This window comes from Streptomyces sp. LE64, assembly GCF_052606915.1.
Map to the genome: position 1 here is coordinate 6,012,636 of NZ_CP199708.1, position 16,378 is coordinate 6,029,013.

At 72.9% G+C, this 16,378-nt stretch carries 11 protein-coding genes; 8 read left to right on the forward strand and 3 right to left on the reverse strand.

The genetic code is table 11. The annotated features are described in order from the left end of the window. Positions 1 to 310 precede the first annotated feature (310 nt). Positions 311 to 1,864, forward strand: coding sequence for an MFS transporter (locus ACSMX9_RS26930; RefSeq protein WP_445397778.1), 1,554 nt, complete (start codon positions 311 to 313; stop codon positions 1,862 to 1,864). Here the strand turns inward: ACSMX9_RS26930 and ACSMX9_RS26935 are convergent. From ACSMX9_RS26935 to ACSMX9_RS26945, 3 genes are all read right to left on the reverse strand, one after another. Next, complete coding sequence (locus tag ACSMX9_RS26935) at positions 1,788 to 2,540, reverse strand: YqjF family protein (protein WP_445397780.1); 753 nt, start codon at positions 2,538 to 2,540, stop codon at positions 1,788 to 1,790. The genes ACSMX9_RS26930 and ACSMX9_RS26935 overlap by 77 nt on opposite strands. A 70-nt stretch (positions 2,541 to 2,610) precedes the next feature. Then, positions 2,611 to 4,863, reverse strand: a complete 2,253-nt coding sequence (locus ACSMX9_RS26940) for an LLM class flavin-dependent oxidoreductase (RefSeq protein WP_445397782.1) — start codon at positions 4,861 to 4,863, stop codon at positions 2,611 to 2,613. Between the two features lie 123 nt (positions 4,864 to 4,986). Next, positions 4,987 to 5,904 carry an LLM class flavin-dependent oxidoreductase gene (locus ACSMX9_RS26945; protein WP_445397784.1) on the reverse strand — a complete coding sequence of 306 codons (918 nt, stop codon included), beginning with the start codon at positions 5,902 to 5,904 and terminating at the stop codon, positions 4,987 to 4,989. 117 nt (positions 5,905 to 6,021) lie between these two features. Here ACSMX9_RS26945 and ACSMX9_RS26950 point away from each other — a divergent pair, with 117 nt between their 5' ends. The 7 genes from ACSMX9_RS26950 to ACSMX9_RS26980 all read left to right on the forward strand — a co-directional run bounded on the left by ACSMX9_RS26950 (position 6,022) and on the right by ACSMX9_RS26980 (position 16,279). Next, positions 6,022 to 6,660 carry a TetR/AcrR family transcriptional regulator C-terminal domain-containing protein gene (locus ACSMX9_RS26950; protein ID WP_445397786.1) on the forward strand — a complete coding sequence of 213 codons (639 nt, stop codon included), beginning with the start codon at positions 6,022 to 6,024 and terminating at the stop codon, positions 6,658 to 6,660. A gap of 105 nt (positions 6,661 to 6,765) precedes the next feature. Next, a complete protein-coding gene (locus ACSMX9_RS26955) occupies positions 6,766 to 8,652 on the forward strand; it encodes an ABC transporter ATP-binding protein (protein ID WP_445397788.1) in 1,887 nt (628 codons plus the stop codon). Beyond that, a complete protein-coding gene (locus ACSMX9_RS26960; RefSeq protein WP_445397790.1) occupies positions 8,649 to 10,397 on the forward strand; it encodes an ABC transporter ATP-binding protein in 1,749 nt (582 codons plus the stop codon). Before ACSMX9_RS26955 ends, ACSMX9_RS26960 begins: the two co-directional genes overlap by 4 nt. A gap of 455 nt (positions 10,398 to 10,852) precedes the next feature. Next, entirely contained in the window at positions 10,853 to 12,265 is a 1,413-nt protein-coding gene (locus ACSMX9_RS26965) for a family 2B encapsulin nanocompartment shell protein (RefSeq protein WP_445397792.1), read from the forward strand. A gap of 201 nt (positions 12,266 to 12,466) precedes the next feature. Further along, positions 12,467 to 13,543: a family 2 encapsulin nanocompartment cargo protein terpene cyclase gene (locus ACSMX9_RS26970; protein ID WP_445397794.1), complete on the forward strand. Its 1,077-nt coding sequence runs from the start codon at positions 12,467 to 12,469 to the stop codon at positions 13,541 to 13,543. A 16-nt stretch (positions 13,544 to 13,559) separates the two neighbouring features. Continuing rightward, positions 13,560 to 14,447, forward strand: coding sequence for a geranyl diphosphate 2-C-methyltransferase (locus ACSMX9_RS26975; protein ID WP_445397796.1), 888 nt, complete (start codon positions 13,560 to 13,562; stop codon positions 14,445 to 14,447). A gap of 587 nt (positions 14,448 to 15,034) precedes the next feature. Continuing rightward, on the forward strand, positions 15,035 to 16,279 hold the full coding sequence (locus ACSMX9_RS26980; protein WP_445397798.1) for an alanine racemase: 1,245 nt from the start codon (positions 15,035 to 15,037) through the stop codon (positions 16,277 to 16,279). The last annotated feature ends 99 nt before the right edge of the window (positions 16,280 to 16,378 follow it).

Genomic DNA, 16,378 nt, shown 5'->3' on the forward strand with positions numbered 1-16,378 from the left:
CGGGGTGACCGTCCGTGCCCGAGCCGTCGCCGGCGGAGCGGAACGGCCGCCCGCGGCGGGCGCGCCGGATGCCCGTCCGGGTGGCGGGTACCCCCACCCGGAGCCCCCGCGGTTGCGGCCGGCGGGCCGCCCGCCCTCCATGGGGATGACGGTGGGAACGACGGGAACGAGGAGGAGGCACCGTGCCGCGAGGACCGAGCCCGGACCGGGAGCAGCGGCGCCAGCCGGCGGGGAGCCGACGGGGCGGCACGGTCCGGGGCCCCGGACCGCTCCCGCACGGACGGACAGCCGCTCCGGCGGGTACGCCGCCGTGAGCCGCAACGGCCCGGGGGACCCGGGGACCGTCACCACCCGGGTGCCCGCCCGGCTCGACCGGCTGCCCTGGTCGCGCTGGCACTGGATGATCGTCGTCGGGCTGGGCACGGTCTGGATCCTCGACGGCCTCGAAGCGACCGTGGTCGGCGCCATCGCCAGCCGCATCTCCGAGGACGGCAGCGGGCTGTCCATCACCGACGCGCAGGTCACCGGCGTCGCCGCGGCCCTCTACGTGGCCGGGGCCTGTTCCGGCGCCCTGTTCTTCGGCCGGCTCACCGACCGGTACGGCCGCAAGCGCCTCTTCCTCGTGACCCTGTCCGTCTACCTCGCCGCCACCGCACTGACGGCCGTCTCCTTCTCCGCCTGGTGGTTCTTCCTCTTCCGCTTCCTCACCGGCTTCGGGATCGGCGGGGAGTACGCGGCCATCAACTCCGCCATCGACGAGTTGATCCCCCGCAAGTACCGCGGCCGGGTCGACCTGATCATCAACGGCAGCTACTGGCTGGGCGCCGTGGGCGGGGCGCTGCTGTCCGTGCTGGCCCTCGACACGGACCTGTTCCCCAAGGACCTGGGCTGGCGGCTCACCTTCGCCCTCGGGGTGGTCCTCGGACTGGTGATCCTGCTGGTCCGCCGGCACGTTCCGGAGAGCCCGCGGTGGATGCTCGTCCACGGCCACGCCGACGGCGCCGAACACCTGGTCGACGAGGTGGAACGGGAGGTCGAGCGGGAGACCGGACGACCGCTGCCCGAGGCCGAGGGCGAGCTGACCGTCCACCAACGCGGCGTCATCGGCTTCGGGGAGATCGCCCGCACCGTCTTCGGGGTCTACCCCCGCCGGGCCACGCTCGGCTTCGCCCTCTTCGTCGGACAGGCGTTCCTCTACAACGCCATCACCTTCGGCTTCGGCTCCATCCTGGTCACCTTCTTCGACGTCCCCACCGGGGCCACCGGCTACTACTTCGCGGTCATCGCGCTCGGCAACTTCCTCGGCCCGTTGCTGCTCGGGCGGCTCTTCGACACCTGGGGGCGGCGGCCGATGATCGCCGGCACCTATCTGCTGTCGGGGGTGCTGCTCTTCGTCACCGCCGCGCTCTTCGGCGCCGGGGTCCTCACCGCCACCACGATGACCGCGTGCTGGTGCGTGGTCCTCTTCTTCGCCTCCGCAGGGGCCAGCTCCGCCTACCTGACCGTCAGCGAGATCTTCCCGATGGAGACCCGGGCGATGTCCATCGCCTTCTTCTACGCCATCGGCACCGCGGCGGGCGGAATCTCCGGTCCCCTGGTGTTCGCCGGGCTCACCGAGAGCGGCGTGGTCGCGGAGGCCGCCCTCGCCTTCTGCATCGGCGCGGGCCTGATGGTGGCCGCCGGCCTGGTCGCCCTCTTCTTCGCCGTCGCCGCCGAAGGACGGTCGTTGGAGGACATCGCCACCCCCCTCTCCGTCCGGAGCCCCGAGGGGCCGGACGGACCGGCGGTCACCGGATCGGCGCGGCGGCCGGACGGAGGGGGCCGCCGAGCCGGACCGGGACGCCGGGGGAGTACAGGACGCTGACCGGTGCGGCCCGGGGCGCCGGCACCCCGGCGGCCGTGAGCAGGTCCTCCTCGCACGCCACCAACTCGGCGCGGTGCAGCGGCCAGCGCGGGTGGTGGTTGGCCAAGTAGGACGCCCTGCCGAAGAACGCGTTGTGCAGGCCCCAACGTGCGGTGAGGAAGTGCTCCAACTCGGTGGGTTCCGGGATGCGGGCGCCGGTGCGCACCACCAGGCGGCTGGACGCGCGCCGGGGCCCGGGCCAGCGGCGGGTGCTGGTGTAGGTGACGGTGTCCCCGCTGGTGCGCACGCCCATCCGGGACCACAGGTACGGCAGCCGGAAGCCGATGCGCCCGAGCAGTACGGGGACCAGCCGCGCCGCGTCCATGGACCGGAAGACCACCCCGCGCCGTCCCCGTGCGTCGACCGAGTACAGCCGGACGTTGGTCTCCGGGAAGGAGCCGAAGTACGGCACCGCGGGGAGTCCCAGCCAGCCGACCCGGTGCATCCGGAAGGCGATCAGCCCGACGTACGTCAGCCCCTCGTGCGTGTCGGGAACGGTGCCCGCGGGCAGCAGGTGCGCCACCTCCTCGGGGGGCACGGCCCAGTGGACGAAACACAGGTCGAGCCACTGCTGGGTGAGCAGCGGCCGAGGTATCGGCACCGGGGCGTCGGGGGTGACCGGGGTTGGCTCCTGCACGGCGCCAGCATGGCAGAGGCGCGGTGCGGGCGGGAGGGCGCCCACCGCGATCGCGGTGGGCGCGGGCCGGTCAGCCGGGCAGCACGGGGAAGTTGGCGCCGAAGACGTTGTCGGGGTCGTAGGCGGCCTTGACCCGACGCAGCCGGTCGAGGGTGGCGGGCGGGTACACCCGGGGCAGGGCGGCGTCGTGGTCGTGCGTCTCGAAGCTCAGGTACAGCCCGGTGGCGCCCAACGCGTCCCAGGCGGTGTCCCCGTGACCGCCGGGTGCCCCCCGCAGCATCGCGGAGAGGGCGAAGTTCTGGGTGCGGTGGGCGTAGGCGGTGGCGTCCGCCGGGACGTCGTTGACGGCGCCGCCGACCGACCGGATCTGGAAGTAACCGGTGTCCCCGCTCTCGAACATGCCGGCCACCGTGGTGGTGACCCGCTCGTCGAGGTGGTCGACGAGGGCCGAGCGCATCCGGTAGCCGCCCTCGCCCCGGTGCGCGTTGCGGCCCTCGGTCACCACCCCCGAGTACGGCACCAGGTGCGCCTGCTGCTGGAGCAGCGGCGCGACCGCCAGGAGGGGTTCGAGCGCCGCGACCGCCGCGTTCGGTTCGTCGTCCGCCCACATCGCGTACGTCTGGCCGATCATGCGCCCGCCCTGCCGGACCACCGTGAGGAACGGGGTCAGCTCGCGCGGGCTGGCCTCGACCACCTGCCCCCAGGCGCTCAGGAACCCGGCCAGGTCGGAGGCGTCGTGGGTGAGGACCGCGAGGACGACGTCACCGAGTTCGGTCGCCTCGACGTCCAAGGAGGTGATCACGCCCATGTTGGCTCCGGCCCCGCGCACCGCCCAGAACAGGTCGGGCTCGTGCTCGGCGTCGGCGACCACCGTCCGCCCGTCCGCGAGGACCACCTCGGCGGCCCGGACGTGGTCGATGGTGAGCCCGTAGGAGCGGGCGAGGAAACCTATCCCGCCGGCCGCCGCGAGGCCGCCGACCCCGACGCCGCCGGAGTCCCCGGAGCTGACGGCCAGTCCGTGCGGGGCGAGCTGCGCCGCGACCCGGCCCCAGCGGGCGCCCGCCCCGACCCGGACCAGACGCCGCTCCCGGTCCAGCAGCGTGACCCCGTCGAGGGCACCGAGGCCGATGACGATCCCGCCGTCGTTGGTGGCGCGGGAGCTGATGCCGTGGCCGCCGCTGCGCACGGAGAGCGGTACGGACTGGGCGCGGGCGTAGCGCACCGCCTCGGCCACCTGCCCGGTGGTGGAGGGGCGCAGGACCAGGCCCGGGGCGCCGGGCCAGAGGTAGGTGGAGCGCACGGAGCCGTAGGCCCGGTCGCCGGGTTCGACGGCCCGGTCCGCCAGGGAGTCGGGCACCGCCTCGTAGTCGATGCCCGGGCGGCGGGCGGCGAGGGCCGCGGCGGGGCGGACCCGGTGGCCGGTGGCGGTGCCGGCGGTCCTCCGCTCGGCCTCCACCGCCTCCCGCAGGGCGGGTGCCACCTCGCGGCCGAACACGGAGAGGGCGCGGGGGTCGTCCGAGCCGAGGATGAAGGTGCTGAAGCCCTCGTCGAGGACGAACGGCAGCAGTTCCTCCACCCACTGGTCCGGCGGGCCCTGGAGCTGTCCGGTGGAGGGGCCGAAGCTGCCCGAGACGTTCAACAGGCGCCGGATCTCGCGGGGGTCGCGGCCGACGCGCTCCGCCTCCCGGTCGATGAGGGCGTTGCTCTCGGTCACCGTGGGGGAGCCCAGGTAGCTCAGGCTCGGCAGCCAGCCGTCGCCCTTGGCCCCGACCAGGCGCAGCATGCGCGGCTTGTACGCGCCCAGCCACAGGGGGATGTCGTGGGCGGGCGCCGGTCCCCGCTTGGCGCCGCTCACCGAGTGGAACTCTCCCGCGATGCGCAGCGGGCCGCGTTCGTCGGCGTCCCAGATGCCGCGGATGATGTCGATGGCCTCGCTGAGCGCGGTGATGCGCTGGCCGGGGGTGAGCGGGGGCACGCCCATGGCGCTGATGGCGTCCCAGAAGGCGCCGGCGCCCACGCCGAGGCTGAGCCGGCCGCCGGAGAGCAGGTCCAGGCTGGTGGCGGCGCGGGCGAGGACGGCGGGGTTGCGCAGCGGCACGCTGGTGACGTTGCTGGCGATCCGGATGCCCTCGGTCCGGGCGGCCACCCAGGTCATCAGGGTCCAGTTGTCCAGCAGACCCGGGTTGTAGGGGTGGTCCTGGAAGGTGACCAGGTCGAGGCCGACCTCTTCGGAGAGCACGGCGAGGTCGACGACCCCCTCGGGATCGCCGCTGCCGGGCGTGAGGAAGGAGCCGAATTCCAGTTCGTGCCCGTAGTCGGCCATGGTGCTGTCTCCCCTGGAGGTCTCTGCGCGTCAACCAACAACCTAGTTGATTGATAAACCAAACAGGGGGGCGGTTTATGCCCGACCGTCCGGGCGCGGCACGCCGTCACCGCCGCGTCGGGTTCAGCCCGCCGCCACGGCCGCCCGGACCGCCGGCACGACCTCCGCCGCGAACCTCCGGACGACATCGGCCCCGTCGTCGCCGGAGGCGTCCACGACATGGGTGTTGAACCCGCCCGCGCCGTGCTCCAGGACCGCGCCGGTCAGCTCCTCGACCCACTGCCGCACCGAACCGCCCGTCCACCGGCCCTCCGGATCGCGGGGCGAGAGAACGTCCCGGTCGGTGAGGACCCCGCCGAAGTTGAAGTACGAGATCACCTCGGCCGGGTCCCGGCCGGCCTGGCGGGCCGCGCGGTCGATGCGCGGACGGGCGGCCCGGTAGCTCTCCGCCAACCAGTCCGCACCGAAGCTGGGGATCCAGCCGTCGGCGAGCCGCCCGGTGATCGCGAGGGCCCGGGGGCCGTTGGAGCCCGTCCAGATCGGCGGGGTGGGGACCGGGGCCGGCAGCACCCCGCTGACCCGGTAGAAGCGTCCGTCGAAGTCCACGGGGCCCGCGCCGCCACCGGTGAGCAGCCTGATCAGCACGATGGCCTCCTCGAAGGCGCTGACCGCGTCCTTGGGGGCCAGCGTCTGTGCGCCGAAGGCCGCGATGCGCTTCCAGATGCCGCCCGAGCCGAGCCCCAGGACGAACCGTCCTCCCGAGAGGGCGGAGAGGGTGGCGACCGTCCGCGCGAGCACCGGCGCCGGCCGCAGCGGCAGATTGGTCACGCCCACGTAGCCCGAGATCCGTCGGGTGCGGCCGAGGGCGAAGCCGAGGGCGGCGTACGCCTCGTGGTGGTCACCCGCGTAGGGGTGGTCCATCAGGGAGAAGAGGTCGAACCCGGCCTCCTCCGCGACCAGGACGCGCTCGGAGAGCGCGGCCGATTGCGGGAACGGGACGTTGGCGTCCAGTCCGAAGTACGGGGGGCGTTCGAGGGGCATCGGTTCCGCTCCTTCTGGCGTGCGCGGGACGGCTCTCCGACAGCTTCCCCCACCTCGTCGCGGGGCGCCCGGTGTGCGGACCCCGCCGGGTGGGCCGGGTCGGGGAGAATGACCGCCATGTCCGCACGCCCCGCCCGCACCCAGCGCACGCCCCGACTCACCGCCGCGACCGTGGTCGACACCGCCCTGCGGGTGGCGCGGGCCGAAGGACTGCCGGCGGTGAGCATGCGGCGGCTGGCCGAGGAGTGCGGCGTCTCCGCCATGGCCCTGTACCGGCACGTGGCGGACCGGGAGGACCTGCTGATCCGGATGTTGGACGTGGTCGCGGACGGGGTGGCGCCGCCCCCCGCGACCGGGACCCCCCGGGAACGGCTGACCGCGGTGCTGCACGGCATGCACGACGCCTTCCACCGCGACCCGTGGGTGGTGCAGGTGCTGGCGACCGAGGGGCTGGCGAGCACCCGCGTCCTGCCGGTGCTGGAGGTCGTGTTCGCGGCGTTCGCCGATGCCGGCATCCCGCCGCAGCGGGCGCGCGACTCGTACGCGATGCTCTTCAGCTTCCTCTTCGGCGAGACCCTGGTGACGCACAGCGACCACGAGGGCACCCAGGCGCGGCGGATGATGCGGGAGCTCGACCCGGAGCGCTATCCCCGGCTGGCCGCCGCGATCGCCACGGGCGCCCCGCCCGGCACTCGTGACCGGGAGCGCTTCGCCCTCAACCTGGAACGCCTCCTGGACGGGGTGCTCGGGGCGTAGCCCCGCCCGGCCGGAAGTCCGTCGCCCCGTCGGGGAAACCTTGACACCGTCAAGTCACTTAGGGCAGCCTCACTTTTGTATACGCCGTATACCTGTGGAGGCGGGATGCCCACGACCCACGACGGGCCACGTCGACCGAACGAGGGCCCGGTGACCCCCGCGGGGGCCCGACCGCCGGCCCCGCCCCCCGAACCGGAACCCGCCCCCGAACCGGACCGGGGGGCGGGGCTCGGTGACCTGCTCGCCCCCGTACGCGGACGCCTCGTCCTCGCCGTGTCCCTCCAGGCCCTCGCCGCCGTCGCCTCGGTGGTGCCCTTCGCGGCGGTCGCGGAACTGGGCCGGGTGCTCCTCGACACCGCGCCGGACGGCGCCGTCGACCGGGAGCGCGCCTGGTGGGTCGCCGGCACCGGAGCCGCCGCCATACTGCTGGGCCTGCTGTGCACCCTCGCCGCCTCGGCCCTGGCCCACCTCGCCGACAACGACCTCAGCCTGGCGCTGCGCCGCCGCCTCGCCGCCCACCTGGGCCGGGTGCCCCTCGGCTGGTTCACCGAACGCAACTCCGGCCTCGTCCGCAAGTCCGTGCACGACGACGTCTCGGCCATGCACCACCTGGTCGGACACACCCTCACCGACCTCACCCGCGCGATCGTCGTCCCGCTCGTCTCCCTGGCGTACCTCTTCGCCGTCGACTGGCGCCTGACCCTGACCGTCCTCGTGCCCGTGGTGGTGGGGCTGGCGCTCTACGGCCGGATGACGGGCAGTGCCTCCGCCCGTGCCGCCTACACCCGCTACGACGAGGCCCTCGCCCGGGTCGGCTCGGCCTCGGTGGAGTTCGCGCACGGGATCGCGGTCGTCAAGACCTTCGGGCGCAGCCGCCGTGCGCACCACCGCTTCACCGAGGCCACCGACGACCTCGCCGCCTTCTTCCTCGGCTGGGTGCGGAACACGTTCCGCACCAGCGCCACCGTCGAACTGGTGCTCTCGCCGGTGTTCCTGCTGCTCTGGATCCTCGGCACCGGCTGCCTCTTCGTCGGTCGGGGGTGGGCGCCCGCCGTCGACCTGCTGCCCTTCGCCCTGCTCGGCCTGGGACTGACGGCGCCCCTGCTCGGCCTCGGCTACTCGGTGGAGGACGTCCGCAAGGCCCGCCAAGCAGCCGGCCGGGTGGGCGCCGTCCTCGCGACCCCGCCCCTGCCCGACCCCGCCCCCCACGAACGCGCCGAACCCCGTGACACCACCGTGGAGTTCGACCGGGTCACCTTCGGCTACGACCGGCGCTCCCGTGCCGTCGAGGAGGTCTCCCTCACCCTGCGGCCCGGCACCGTGACCGCGCTGGTCGGCCCCTCCGGCTCCGGCAAGACCACCCTCGCCCGGTTGCTCCCCCGGTTCTTCGACGTCACCGGGGGAGCCGTCCGGATCGGCGGCGTCGACCTGCGCCACCTCCCCGCCGAACGCCTCTACCGACTGGTCTCCTTCGTCTTCCAGGACGTCCAACTCCTGCGCGCCACCGTCCGGGAGAACATCGCCCTCGCCCGCCCCGGCGCGAGCGACGCCGAGGTGTGGGCCGCGGCCCGCGCGGCCCGCATCCACGACCGCGTCCTGCGGCTGCCCGCGGGCTACGACACCGTCGTCGGGACCGACGCCCACTTCTCCGGGGGCGAGGCCCAACGGATCTCCATCGCCCGGGCCCTGCTCGCCGACGCCCCCGTCCTCGTCCTGGACGAGGCGACGGCCTTCGCCGACCCGGAGTCCGAGGCCGCCATCCAGGAAGGACTCTCCGCACTCGTGGCCGGACGCACCCTGTTGGTCATCGCCCACCGGCTCTCCACCGTCGCCGGCGCCGACCGGATCGTCGTCCTCGACCGCGGACGGATCGCGGAACAGGGCACCCATGAGGAACTGTTGGCCCTGAACGGTCGCTACGCCCGCTCCTGGGCCTTCGACGAGTACGCCGCGGCCCCGTCCGACCGGCGCGCCCCGGAGGCCACCCGATGATCCGCCGGTTGCTCGCCGTGCTCGACCCCGAGGGCGCCGCCCGGCTCCGCCGGATGCTGGTCGGGCTGGTGCTCTGCGCCGTCCTCCAGGGGGTCGCCTTCGCCCTGCTCGTCCCCCTGCTGCGGGAACTCCTCGACGGCGGCGGCGCCGGGAACGCCCTGCCGTGGTGGGGAGCCCTCGCGGTGGTGGGCGCCGGCTACGCGGTGGCCCACTGGGACAGCACGCTGTGCGGCTACCACGTCGGGGCCGGTCTGGCCCGTACCCTCCACCACCGGATCGGCGACCACGTGGCGAGCCTCCCGCTGGGGTGGTTCACCGCCGAACGCAGTGGCCGGCTCACCCAGCTGACCGCCAAGGGCGTCATCGACGTGATGGGCGTCCCGGCCCATCTGCTGCGGCCGATCGTCACCGCGTTCGTCACCCCGCTGGTGACCGTCGCGCTGATGTTCTTCTTCGATTGGCGGCTGGCCCTGGCCGCGCTCGTCGGACTGCCGCTGGCCGCGCTCGCCCATCGGATCACCGGGCGGGTGGTGGCCCGCAACGACCACGCCCACGACGCCGCGTCGGCCGAGGCCGGCGGCCGGGTGATCGAGTTCGCCCGTGCCCAGCCGGTGCTGAGGGCCTTCTCCCGCTCCGGCGAGGGGCACCGGGCGCTCGATGCCGCCCTGGTCGCCCACCGGGCCACCGGGCGCCGGCTGCTGCTGACCGCGGTTCCCGGGTTCGCCGCCTTCGTGATGTCCCTCCAACTCGCCTTCACCGTGGTGCTCCTGGCGGGCACCGTGCTGGCCCTCGACGGATCGGTGGGAGCCCCGGAACTGATCGCCCTGCTGGTGCTGGCAGCCCGGTTCGTGGAACCGCTCGTGGTCGCGGCCGACCTCGCGGCCTCGGTGCGGATCGCCGGGAACTCGCTGGACCGGGTCGAGGCGCTGCTCGCCACCGAGCCGCTCCCGGAGCCCGGGGCGCCCGCCGTGCCGGCCGACCCGGAGGACACCTCCGTCGAACTGGACGGAGTGGTCTTCGGCTACGACCCGAAGACGCCGGTCCTCGACGGCTTCTCGCTCCGGGTGCCCCCGCGCACCCTGACGGCGCTGGTCGGCCCGTCCGGCTCCGGGAAGACCACCGTCACCCGGCTGCTGGCCCGGTTCTTCGACGCCACGCAGGGCAGGGTGCTGGTCTGCGGCACCGATGTGCGGGAGTGGACCACCGAGCAGTTGATGTCCCGGATCTCCCTGGTGTTCCAGGACGTCTACCTCTTCGACGCGACGATCGCCGAGAACATCCGGATGGCCCGCCCCGACGCGGACGAGGAGGAGTTCCACCGGGCGGCGCGACTGGCCGGAGCGGACGAGATCGCGGCCCGGTTGCCCGACGGGTGGGACAGTCGGGTCGGCGAGGGCGGGGCGGCCCTCTCGGGCGGGGAGCGCCAGCGGGTGTCGATCGCCCGGGCCCTGCTCAAGGACGCCCCCGTCGTACTGCTGGACGAGGCCACCGCGGCGCTCGACCCGGAGAACGAGCACGTGGTCCACAGCGCGCTCACCGCGCTGGCCGAGGACCGCACCCTCCTGGTGATCGCCCACCGCCTCCAGACGATCGTGGCGGCCGACCGGATCGCGTTCCTGGACGAGGGACGGGTCGTCGAGTGCGGCACCCACGAGGAACTGCTGGCCCTCGGCGGTCGGTACGCCCGCTTCTGGGAGGAGCGCACCCGGGCCCGCGGCTGGAGCCTGGCATCGCGGTCCGGGTGACCGGAGGGGAACGCGCGCAGGGGTGGACGCGGCGGTCGGCCGGGCACGTCGGTGTTCGGCCGACCGCCGTTGCGGCTCGGACGGCCGGGTGAAACGTGACATCGAACACCCCCTGCCAGCAGGGGTGTTGGGGTCATTTGCGGGCATCCGCCCGCAGTCCCGTTTCGAACAGTCGTAAACCTGAAGTGGATCAAGTTCACCGTATTGAAGGATCAAATACCGCTTCCCGTGGTTCAACGGGCACGGCACGACCTACGGTTCTCGCGGATCGGGGACGGACCTCGCGGACACCTCCTCCTCGGCGCATCCGCCCCCTTTCCGTCCCTTCTCCCCTTCCCCGCCTTCCCGGACCTTCCGGACTCCGCGGATCGTCCCGAAGTGCCCCCGCCCGAAACCAAGTTCACCCGACGTGCGCGCACGCGCCGGACGTCGACCAGCAAGGAGAGCCCAGCCCGATGACCGTGGACTCCAGCCCGGAGCTGCACCAGGAACCGCGCCAGCAGAGCAGCCTCAGCACGGCGGCTGCCCGCAACCTCGCCACCACCACCAAGTCCGCTCCGCAGATGCAGGAGATCACCTCCCGCTGGCTGCTCAAGATGCTGCCCTGGGTGGAGGTGTCCGGCGGTGCCTACCGGGTGAACCGCCGACTGTCCTACACCGTGGGCGACGGTTCCATCGAGTTCGTGCAGGACGGTGCCGCGGTCCGGGTCATCCCCCGCGAACTCGGCGAACTCTCCCTGCTGCGCGGCTTCGACGAGGTGGACGTGCTGACCGCGCTCGCCGACCGCTGCGTGCAGCGCGACTTCCGGGCCGGCGAGACCCTGATCGAGCGGGGCGCTCCGGCCGAGCAGATCCACCTGATCGCCCACGGCCGCGTCGAGCAGGTCTCCACCGGTCCGTACGGGGACGAGACCGTGACCGCGGTGCTCGCCGACGGCGACCGCTTCGGCCAGCAGGCGCTGTTGGACGCCGAGGCCAGCTGGGAGTACACCGCGGTCGCCCGGACCGCCGGCACCCTGCTCACCCTGTCCCGGGCCGACTTCGAGTCCGTGACGGCGGGTTCGCCCGCCCTCCAGGCGCACATCCGGGAGTTCACCGCGCTTCCCGAGAAGCGGCAGAACCGGCTCGGCGAGGCGGAGATCGCCATGTCCGCCGGGCACGAGGGGGAGTTCGCGCTCCCCGGCGCCTTCGTCGACTACGAGTTGAACCCGCGCGAGTACGAACTCTCCCTGGCGCAGACGGTGCTGCGGGTCCACACCCGCGTCGCCGACCTCTACAACAAGCCGATGAACCAGACCGAGCAGCAGCTCAGGCTCACCATCGAGGCGTTGCGCGAGCGCCAGGAGTACGAGCTGGTGAACAACCGGGAGTTCGGCCTGCTCCACAACGCGGCCTTCAACCAGCGCATCCAGCCCCGCTCCGGCCCGCCCACCCCGGACGACCTCGACGAGCTGCTGTGCCGCCGCCGCGGGTCCAAGTTCTTCTTCGCCCACCCGCGGACCATCGCCGCCATCGGCCGGGAGTTCAACGCCCGCGGTCTGTACCCGGACCACGTGGACGTGGGCGGTCAGCAGGTGCCGGCCTGGCGCGGGGTGCCGATCCTGCCCTGCAACAAGATCCCGATCACCAAGGAGAACACCAGCTCCATCCTGGTGATGCGCACCGGCGAGGACAACCAGGGCGTCATCGGCCTCAACCAGACCGGGCTGCCCGACGAGTACGAGCCGGGCGTGTCGGTGCGGTTCATGGGCATCGACGAGACGGCGATCATCTCCTACCTGGTCACCACGTACTACTCCGCCGCGGTCCTGGTGCCCGATGCGCTGGGCGTGCTGGAGAACGTGCAGATCGCGCGCACCAGCGGCTGAGCGCGCGGGCGCCCGGCTGCCGGGCGCCCGCCCCACCGCGTGCCGCCGGTCGGTCCCCGTGTCCCGACCGTCCCCGGTCGCCCCGACCCGACCGAGTGAACGATTCGGCGGTCGGCACGGTCCGGTTCCGGCACCCCCGGGGGCGCCGGAACCGGTGCGCCCGGAACAAGACCACCCCAGTCAAGGAGAAGTGGTGCGCCCATGAGCACCGAAGCGCTGCAACGCGTCCTGCGCGGCCCGACCGGCCTGGGCACGGCGAGCCTCTACCCCGGGCGACGGGAGACCGCGCCCGTTTCCCCGGGCACCCCGATCCCGGGGCTCTACCACCATCCGGTGACGGAGTGCGACCCCACGCGGGTGGCGGAGGTGGACCGCCGGATCAAGACGTGGGCGATGGACGAGATCGAGCTGTACCCGCCGGAGTGGGAGGAGGAGTTCGACGGGTTCCGGGTGGGGGAGTACATGACGGTCTGTCACCCCGACGCCCCCACCGTCGACCACCTCATGATCGCCGCCCGGCTGATGGTCGCCGAGAACGCGGTCGACGACTGCTACTGCGAGGACCACGGCGGTTCGCCCGTCGGCCTCGGCGGACGGCTGCTGCTCGCGCACACGGCCCTCGACCCGCTGCACACCGTCGGCGAGTACCAACCGCCGTGGGCCGCCTCCCTGCACGCGGACGCCCCCCGGCGGGCCTACCACTCGGCGATGGAGCACTTCCTGGAGGCGGCGACCGCCTCCCAGGCGGATCGTTTCCGGCACGACATGGCCCGGTTGCACCTGGGGTACCTGGCGGAAGGCGCCTGGGACCACATGGACCACGTGCCCGAGGTCTGGGAGTACCTGGCCATGCGCCAGTTCAACAACTTCCGCCCCTGCCCCACCATCACCGACAGCGTCGGGGGCTACGAGCTCCCCGCGGACCTGCACGCCCAACCGGCCGTCCAGCGGGTGATCGCCCTCGCCTCCAACGCGACCACCGTCGTCAACGACCTGTACTCGTACACCAAGGAACTCGACAGCCCCGGCACCCACCTCAACCTGCCGGTGGTGATCGCCGAGCGCGAGGGGCGCACCGCCCGCGAGGCGTACCTCAAGGCGGTCGAGGTCCACAACGAACTCATGCACGCCTTCGAGGCCGAGTCCGCCGCGCTGGCCGCGGCCTGTCCCGTCCCCGTGCTGGCGCGCTTCCTGCGCGGGGTCGCCGCCTGGGTGGACGGCAACCACCACTGGCACCAGAGCAACACCTACCGCTACAGCCTGCCCGATTTCTGGTAGAGGAAAGAGAACGCCCGTGACCTCCGTGTCCATCCCTGAGACCACCGTCCGCGACGTCGTCAACGGGCCGGCCCCGGCCACCCCGTACCAAGGTGACATCGCCCGCTACTGGGACCACGAGGCCCGGCCCGTGAACCTGCGGCTCGGTGACGTGGACGGCCTGTACCACCACCACTACGGCATCGGGGACGTCGACCACGCAGCCCTGGAGGGCACCGACGACGCCGACCGGGCCCAGCGCCTGATCGCCGAGCTGCACCGGTTGGAGTCCGCGCAGACCGATGTGCTGCTGGACCACCTCGGTCCGGTCCGACGGGACGACCTGCTGGTCGACGCCGGCTGCGGTCGGGGCGGTTCCCTGGTGATGGCGCACCAGCGCTTCGGCTGCCAGGTGGAGGGCGTCACCCTCTCGGCCAAGCAGGCCGACTTCGCCAACGGCCGCGCCCGTGAACTCGGCATCGACGACGCGGTCCAGGCCCGGGTGTGCAACATGCTCGACATGCCGTTCGGCACCGGTCGGGCGGCGGCCTCGTGGAACAACGAGTCGAGCATGTACGTCGACCTGCACGACCTGTTCGCCGAACACTCCCGCATCCTCGCCCCCGGCGGTCGGTACGTGACCATCACCGGCTGCTGGAACCCGGTCTACGGCCAGCCCTCGAAGTGGGTCTCGCAGATCAACGCGCACTTCGAGTGCAACATCCACTCCCGCCGCGAGTACATGCGGGCCCTCGCCGACAACCGACTGGTCCCGCAGGCAGTGATCGACCTCACGCCCCAGACCCTGCCCTACTGGGAGCTGCGGGCGACCTCGCCCCTGGTCACCGGCATCGAAGAGGCGTTCCTCAACTCCTACAAGGACGGTTCCTTCCAGTACCTGCTGATCGCGGCCGACCGCGTCTGACGGTTCCGGCCCGCCCGCCCCCGTCCGCCCCGTAGCTCACCGGGGCGGACGGGGGCGCAGTCGCGCGCCGGGATTCACCCGGGCGTGTGGACGGGTACCGGCCCGGCGGGCGGGGGCGTCCGGGTCCGCGGGGCCCGGACGTGGCGCGGAGCGCGGGTCCGGTCACCTGATGGAGGCATGACGATCTGGTCATCAACCGCCAGATGCGAACATTTCACCGACCCTGAATTTCGTATGTGATGTTCAGTCAAGTTGGCGGGAAACTACGTAAGTTGACGGTCCTATGGGCGGACCGGGGCGGTATGGTGACCGACCGTGCGAGACAAACCGCGGGTCGTTAGCTTAGGCTCCCCTAAGTTAAGAGTCCGCGGTCGGGGATTCCTCGTGCGCCGTCATAGGAGAGTCGTGTCTCAATCGGACAGCACCGACACCGGGTCGGCGCCCGCGCCCGTCCGGTCGCCGCGGTCGTCACACGCCCTCTGCGGGTCGACCTTCCCCTGACACCGACGCGTCCCCCCACGCTGGACCTCCCACGGCGTCCTCGGGCGTCAGCTCCGCCGTGCCCCCTCTCGACCCAAGGCAGACTCGTGTCCATTCAGTTGCCACCCTCCTCCGCCCCCCTCTCCGCCCACCCGGTGGAGGTCCTCCCGCCGGCGGTCCGTGCCCGCCTGACGGAGCTGGCGCGCCGGGAGATCCCCGTCTCGACCTACCTCTACGACCCCGCGGTGGCGATCGGCCGGGCCCGACAACTGCGCGAAGCGCTCCCGGAATGGGCAGCCGTCTACTACGCGGTCAAGGCCAATGCGTTCCCCGCCCTGGTCGAAGCCCTCGCCCCGCACGTGGACGGCTTCGAGGTCGCCTCCCGCTCCGAAGTCGAGCTGGCCCTCGCCGCGACCGGGACGCCCGCGGGCGCGCCCGCCCCCCTGGTCGCCGCCGGCCCAGCGAAGTCGGTGCCCGTCCTCACCGCCCTGGTCCGGGCCGGCGTCGAGGCCGTCAACGCCGAGAGCCCCCTCGAACTGCACCGGATCAGCCGCATAGCCCGGGCCGAAGGGGTCACCGCCCGGGTGGCCCTGCGGGTCAACCCGGCCGAGATCCCCGTCTCCGGGTCGCTGCACATGGGCGGCGCCCCGTCACAGTTCGGCGTGGCGGAGCCCGAGGTGCCCGCCGTGCTGCGCGAGGCCCGCACCCTCCCCGGGATCGACCTGGTCGGCTTCCACATCCACGCCGCCTCCAACAACCTCGACGCCGAGACCCACGCCGCCTACCTGCGCTGGTGCGTGGAGTGGAGCGTGCGCACCGCGCGGGAGAACGGCATCGACCTGCGGCACGTCGACATCGGCGGCGGCATCGGCGTCGCCTTCGAGGGCGAGCCGCCCTTCGACGTCGCCCGGTTCGGCGAACTGGCCGCCGCCGTGGAGGTCCCGCCCGGCGTCAAGGTCGTCCTGGAACCCGGCCGCTTCCTGGTCGCGGACTGCGGCTGGTACGCGGCCGAGGTGACCGACCTCAAGACCTCCTACGGCGAGACCTTCGTCATCCTGCGCGGCGGCATCAACCACTTCCAACTCCCCACCTCCTGGGAGATCGTGCACAACATCGCCGTGCTCCCGGTGGACGACTGGGCCGAGTCCTGTCCCCGCCCCGTCGCCGAGGACACCCGGGTGACCGTGGTCGGCGAACTCTGCACCCCCGAGGACACCCTGCTGCGCGACGTCCGGGTGGACCGGGTGCGCGCCGGTGACCTCGTCGTCTTCCCCTACGCGGGCTCCTACGGCTGGGAGTTCGCCATGCACCGGTTCCTCGGCCACCCGGTGGCGGAACGCCACCTGATCTGAGCCCACCCGCTCCACGCACGGACCTCCGACCGGGGCCGACGACGCGCCCGGTCGCGTCCCGTGCTGCCCGCTCCCTCCCCGAACCCCACACAGGAGCAG

What these genes read in the sequence shown, in the direction of transcription:
- ACSMX9_RS26940 (WP_445397782.1), bottom strand. Translation starts at nt 4,863, where the DNA reads ATGGCCGACTACGGGCACGAACTGGAATTCGGCTCCTTCCTCACGCCC.
- ACSMX9_RS26960 (WP_445397790.1), top strand. Translation starts at nt 8,649, where the DNA reads ATGATCCGCCGGTTGCTCGCCGTGCTCGACCCCGAGGGCGCCGCCCGG.
- ACSMX9_RS26945 (WP_445397784.1), bottom strand. Translation starts at nt 5,904, where the DNA reads ATGCCCCTCGAACGCCCCCCGTACTTCGGACTGGACGCCAACGTCCCG.
- ACSMX9_RS26970 (WP_445397794.1), top strand. Translation starts at nt 12,467, where the DNA reads ATGAGCACCGAAGCGCTGCAACGCGTCCTGCGCGGCCCGACCGGCCTG.
- ACSMX9_RS26965 (WP_445397792.1), top strand. Translation starts at nt 10,853, where the DNA reads ATGACCGTGGACTCCAGCCCGGAGCTGCACCAGGAACCGCGCCAGCAG.
- ACSMX9_RS26955 (WP_445397788.1), top strand. Translation starts at nt 6,766, where the DNA reads ATGCCCACGACCCACGACGGGCCACGTCGACCGAACGAGGGCCCGGTG.
- ACSMX9_RS26950 (WP_445397786.1), top strand. Translation starts at nt 6,022, where the DNA reads ATGTCCGCACGCCCCGCCCGCACCCAGCGCACGCCCCGACTCACCGCC.